3 protein-coding genes are annotated in these 5663 nt (G+C 70.4%); 2 read left to right on the plus strand and 1 reads right to left on the minus strand.

What is annotated here, in order from left to right:
• Positions 1-3: 3 nt before the first annotated feature.
• Positions 4-1197 (minus strand): zinc-dependent metalloprotease, encoded by a 1194-nt coding sequence (locus E1182_RS28780; RefSeq protein WP_132270877.1) that lies wholly within the window; start codon positions 1195-1197, stop codon positions 4-6.
• Between the two features lie 185 nt (positions 1198-1382).
• Between E1182_RS28780 and E1182_RS28785 the strand changes: the two genes are divergently transcribed.
• Together E1182_RS28785 and E1182_RS28790 are read left to right on the plus strand one after the other, a co-directional pair.
• Positions 1383-2396: a PDZ domain-containing protein gene (locus E1182_RS28785; protein ID WP_132270875.1), complete on the plus strand. Its 1014-nt coding sequence runs from the start codon at positions 1383-1385 to the stop codon at positions 2394-2396.
• A gap of 116 nt (positions 2397-2512) precedes the next feature.
• Positions 2513-5482 (plus strand): UPF0182 family protein, encoded by a 2970-nt coding sequence (locus E1182_RS28790; RefSeq protein WP_207921557.1) that lies wholly within the window; start codon positions 2513-2515, stop codon positions 5480-5482.
• The last annotated feature ends 181 nt before the right edge of the window (positions 5483-5663 follow it).

The raw sequence follows: 5663 nt of genomic DNA on the forward strand, positions 1-5663 counted from the left end.
GGGTCAGGGCGTTTCGGTGGGGGGTTGTTCCTCGGGACCGCCGGGTGCGGTGAAGTCGAAGTTCGCCAGCTCGTCGTCCAGGTCCGTGCTGCGCGTCGCGAAGGCCACCGGGTCGGCGAAGTCGTCGTCGGACGGGAGCAGGTCGGGGTGGCCCCAAACCGCGTCCCGACCGGCGATGCCCCGGTGCGTGGTGAGCGCGGCCCAGAGCGCGGACGCCTCGCGCAGCCGACGCGGACGCAGCTCCAGCCCGACCAGCGCGGCGAAGGTCTGCTCGGCCGGCCCACCGGCGGCCCGGCGGCGGCGGAACGCCTCGCCGAGGCGTACCACGTTGGGCAGGCGCTCCCCGGCGGCGTTGTCCACCACGTGGCAGACCCACCCCTCGACCAGCGCCAGCACCGTCTCCAACCGGGCCAGCGACGCCTTCTGCGCCGGGGTGTCCTCCGGCGTGAAGATGCCCTCCAGCGCGATCGCCTGCATCGACTCCGGGTCGGTCGGGTCGACCCGGCCCATCGCCTCCTCGATCGCCTCCCGGTTGACCCGGATGCCCGAGGCGTAGTTCTCCACCGCGGTCAGCACGTGCCCGCGCAGCCACGGCACGTGCTCGAAGAGCCGCTGGTGGGCCGCCTCGCGCAGGGCGACGTAGAGGCGTACCTCGTCCTCGGGCAGCTCCAGGCCCGCGCCGTACGCCCGGATGTTGGCCGGGACCAGCGCCGCCGTGCCGGCCGGGCCGAGCGGCAGGCCGATGTCACCGGCGGAGAGCACCTCGGCGGCGAGTGAGCCCAGCGCCTGACCGAGCTGCCCGCCGAAGAGCGCCCCGCCGAGGGTGGCCACCATCGACTGCATCGGGCCGAGCTGTGCCCGTGCCTCCGGCGGCACCAGATCGCCCATCGCGCCGACCATCCGGCTGGCCACCGGGTCGCAGAGCTTGCGCCAGACGTCGAGGGTCTTGTAGATCCACTCGTTGCGGTTCCAGGCCACCGACGTGCGGATGCCCGACGGCAGGTCCGAGGCGGGCTCCAGCCAGAGGTCGGCGATCCGCAGCGCCTCCTCCACCGCGTGCCGCTCGTACGGCGAGACCGCCGGGTCGCCGGAGGCGGCGAGCTGACTGGCCGCGACCTGACGGGCCAGGTCCCAGTTCACCGGCCCACTGCCCGACGCGGAGAGCAGGTGCTGCAACTGCGACATGAACTGCTGCATCTGCGCGGGATCGTTGGGATCTGGTGGTTGCCCACCCGGAAGCGCGAAACCGAACGGAATATCAGGCACGACGTCTACGGTACGCGGGCCGTGCCGCAGGTCGCCGACACTGGCGTTGCGCTGAGGGCGAAGTCGTCGCCGCATCGCCCGGCCCCGGGTCACCGGAGATCGGTACGCTCTGCCGCATGAGGCGTCGCGGCGTGACCGTCCTGCTGGGTGCTCTGCTCACCACCCTGCTGAGCATCGGCGTGCTCGGTGCGCCCATCCCGTACGTGGTGCTCGGCCCCGGTCCCACCGTCGACACGCTCGGCACCTCAGACGGCAAGGAGATCATCCAGGTCGACGGCCGGTCGACGACGACCTCCAAGGGGCAGTTGCGGATGACCACGGTCGGCGTGCAGCCCAACGTCAAACTCCGCGCGGCGATCGCCGGCTGGCTGTCGAAGGACGAGGCGGTGGTGCCGCGCGAGCTGGTCTACCCGCCGGACGAGAGCCAGGAGGAGGTGGACAAGCGCAACGCCGAGGATTTCCGCAACTCGCAGACCAGCGCCGAGACCGCCGCGCTGGTCGAACTCGGCTATCCCGTCCAGGTCGTGGTCAAGGAGGTCGCCGCCGACGGCCCGTCGGCCGGCGTGCTCAAGGCCGGGGACGTCATCACCACCGTCGACGGGGCGAAGGTGACCACCGCGGCGAAGCTGGTCGAACTGGTCCGGGCCAAGCCAGCCGGGACCGCGCTGACGATCGGCTACACCCGGGACGGGGCCGCCGGGAAGGCCACCGTCACCAGTCGCGAACAGGACGGCCGCCCACGCATCGGCCTGGTGCCCGACCAACGCCAGCCGCACCCGTTCACGCTCAAGATCGACCTGAACAACATCGGTGGGCCGAGCGCCGGCCTGATGTTCGCCCTCGGCATCGTCGACAAACTCGAACCGGATGATCTCACCGATGGAAAGATCATCGCCGGCACCGGCACCATCGACGACGAGGGGCGGGTCGGCCCGATCGGCGGCATCGCCCAGAAGCTGGTCGGGGCCAAGGAGGCCGGGGCCGACGTCTTTCTCGTACCTGCCGGCAACTGCGCCGAGGCGGTCCGCAATCCACAGCCCGACCTGCCCCTGATCAAGGTCGGCTCGCTGGCCGAGGCATTGACGGCGCTGGAGACACTGCGCTCCGGGGGGCAGCCGACCCGCTGCTGATCGGGGCCCCGCAGCACGGCGTCGCGAGACCGTGACCGGACACTGTCAGGAACACCCCGTACTCTGGGTGCCTGTCCGGAGCCGATCACATCGAGCGTGCGGAGCCAACAGTGGTCATGCGTAGCAGCCCCCTGCCCAGGATGAGCCGGCGCGGACGCGTCACCCTCGGGGTCCTGGCCGGGGTGTTCGTCCTGTTCACCCTGCTCGGCTGGGGCGTCCAGGCATGGACGGACTGGCTCTGGTTCCAGGAGGTCCGCTACACCCAGGTGTTCAGCGGTGTGCTGCTCACCCGGCTGTTCCTGTTCCTCGCCGTCGGCTTCGGCCTGGCGCTGTTCGTCGGCGGCAACCTCTGGCTGGCGTACCGACTGCGTCCGATGCTGCGACCGCACTCGTTGGAGCAGGCCACCCTGGAGCGGTACCGGATGCTGGTCAGCCCCCGGATCGGCACCTGGATCAGCCTCACCGCGGCGGTGCTCGGGCTCTTCGCCGGCCTGTCCGCGCAGGGGCGTTGGAACCAGTGGCTGCTGTTCCGCAACGGTGGCTCGTTCGGTGTGAAGGACCCGGAGTTCGGCGTCGACGTCGGGTTCTACGTCTTCCAACTGCCCTTCCTGCGCTACCTGCTCGGCGTCGCCTTCACCGCGGTGGTGCTGGCCCTGCTCGGCGCGTTGGCCGCGCACTACGTCTTCGGTGGGGTGCGGCTACAGGGCGTCGGGGACCGGATGACCAACGCGGCCCGCGCTCACCTCAGCACGCTGGTCGCCGTCTTCGTCCTACTCAAGGCCGTCGCGTACGTGCTGGACCGGCGGGCGCTGCTGCTGGAGGCCAACGAGGGGACGAAGCTCTACGGCGCGGGCTACGCCGACGTCAACGCGCTCCTGCCGGCCAAGGAGATCCTCGCCTGGATCTCCGTCGTGGTGGCCATCGCGATCATCGTGTTCTCCAACGCGGTGATGCGGAACCTGGTCTGGCCGGGTATCTCGCTGGCCCTGCTCGGCGTCTCCGCCGTCGCGATCGGCGGCATCTACCCGTGGGCGGTGCAGACCTTCGAGGTGAAGCCCAGCGCCCGGGACAAGGAGGCGCGGTACATCGAGCGCAGCATCACCGCCACCCGGGCCGCGTTCGGCCTCGCCGACGCGAAGACCACCGGGTACGCGGCGAGCAACCTCAGGCCACCGGCGACCCTGGCCTCCGACACCGCGGTGGTGCCGAACGTGCGGCTGCTCGACCCGCAGCTGGTCTCCGAGACGTACACCCAGCTGCAGCAGGTCCGCGGCTTCTACGACTTCGGTCCGAAGCTCGACATCGACCGGTACTCGGTGGCGAACAAGACCTCCGACTACGTGGTCGGCGTCCGCGAGATCAACTACAACGAGCTGACCGACCAGCAGAGCAACTGGATCAACAAGCACACCGTCTACACCCACGGGTACGGCCTCGTGGCGGCCCCGGCCAACCAGGTGGTCTGCGGCGGCCAGCCGTACTTCGTCTCCGGCTTCCTCGGCGAGAAGGCGCAGGAGGCCTGCTCGTCGCAGGCCGAGCAGATTCCGGCCAGCCAGCCGCGGATCTACTACGGCGAGCGGATGGGCCCGAACGACTACGCCATCGTCGGGCAGGCCGAACAGGGCAGGCACGCCGAGTTCGACCGCCCGACCCCGACCACCGGCGGCGAGCAGTACTACACCTACACCGGTGAGGGCGGCGTCGAGATCGGTTCGTTCACCCGCCGGCTGCTCTACGCGATCAAGGAGCAGGAGAGCAACTTCCTGCTCTCCGAGGCGGTCAACGACAACTCCCGGCTGCTCTACGTGCGCAACCCGCGGGACCGGGTGGAGAAGGTCGCGCCCTTCCTCACCCTCGACGGTGACCCGTACCCGGCGGTGGTCGGCGGCCGGGTTCAGTGGATCATCGACGGTTACACCACGGCGGCGACCTACCCGTACGCCGAGCGGATCAACCTCCAGACCGAGACCGCCGACGAGCTGACCAACCGGGGCACGTTCCAACTGGCCCGGGAGAACGTCAACTACATGCGCAACTCGGTGAAGGCCACCGTCGACGCGTACGACGGCACGGTCCGGCTCTACGAGTTCGACGAGGGCGACCCGGTGCTGAAGGCGTGGAACAAGGCCTTCGGTGGTGACCTGGTGCTGCCGAAGACCGCCATCCCGGCGGAGTTGGCCGAGCACTTCCGCTACCCGGCGGACATGTTCAAGGTGCAGCGGAACCTGCTCACCAGGTTCCACGTCACCGACCCCGGCGACTTCTACTCCGGTCAGGACTTCTGGCAGGTGCCGAACGTGCCGGACGCGCCGGACAGCGGGCAGAAGCAGCCGCCCTACTACCTGTTCACCCAGTTTCCCGGGCAGCAGCAGCCCCGCTTCCAGCTCACCGCCGCGGTCACCCCGAACGGCCGGCAGAACCTCGCCGCGCTGATCTCCGGGTCGTACGTCGACGGACGGCCCCAACTGGAGGTGCTGGAGCTGCCGGACCAGACCCGAGTCTCCGGGCCGGTGCAGGTCCACCAGCAGATGACCAACAACGCCAACATCCGTCAGCAGCTCAACCTGCTCTCGTCCAACCAGGCCAAGGTGCAGTACGGCAACCTGCTCTCCCTGCCGTTCGGCGACGGGATGCTCTACGTCGAGCCGGTGTACGTCAAGAGCAACCAGCAGGACGCCTACCCGCTGCTGCAGAAGGTGCTGCTGTCGTACGGCGACGGCGGTTCCTACGTGGTGCTGGCCGACAACATCACCGACGGCATCAAGCAGCTCGTCGACCAGGGCAAACGCGCCGCGCCGAACACCCCACCGCCGGCCGACGACACCCCACCGCCCCCCGGTGACACCGATCCGCCGCTGACCGGCGAGCTGGCCGCCGCGGCGGAACGTGTCCAGTCGGCGATCGTCGAGGTCAAGGCCGCGCAGGCGTCCGGCGACTTCGAGCGGTACGGCCGGGCCCTCAAGGCGCTGGACGAGGCGATGACCGCGTTCCAGCAGGCACAGCGGGCGGCTGGCCCGGGCGGTGGCGCGAGCCCGGCGCCCAGCGGCAGCCCGTCCGGCTCACCCGCGCCGTCGCCGAACGCCTGACCGCGGCGAAGCCCGCGACCCGACGACCGGACCGGTCGCCAGGTCGCGGGCTTTGTCGTTTTCCGATCCGGTGACCACACCCTGCCGGGACCGGTCCAGGCGCACGCCCGAGCGCGGCGCGCCGGCGCCGGCGTACCCCCTGAGGCACCGGCGGAACTGGCTGGACCGAGGGGGTCGGGCC

Origin of the sequence: Micromonospora sp. KC721 (genome assembly GCF_004348355.1) — a bacterium.
Lineage (GTDB): Bacteria > Actinomycetota > Actinomycetes > Mycobacteriales > Micromonosporaceae > Micromonospora.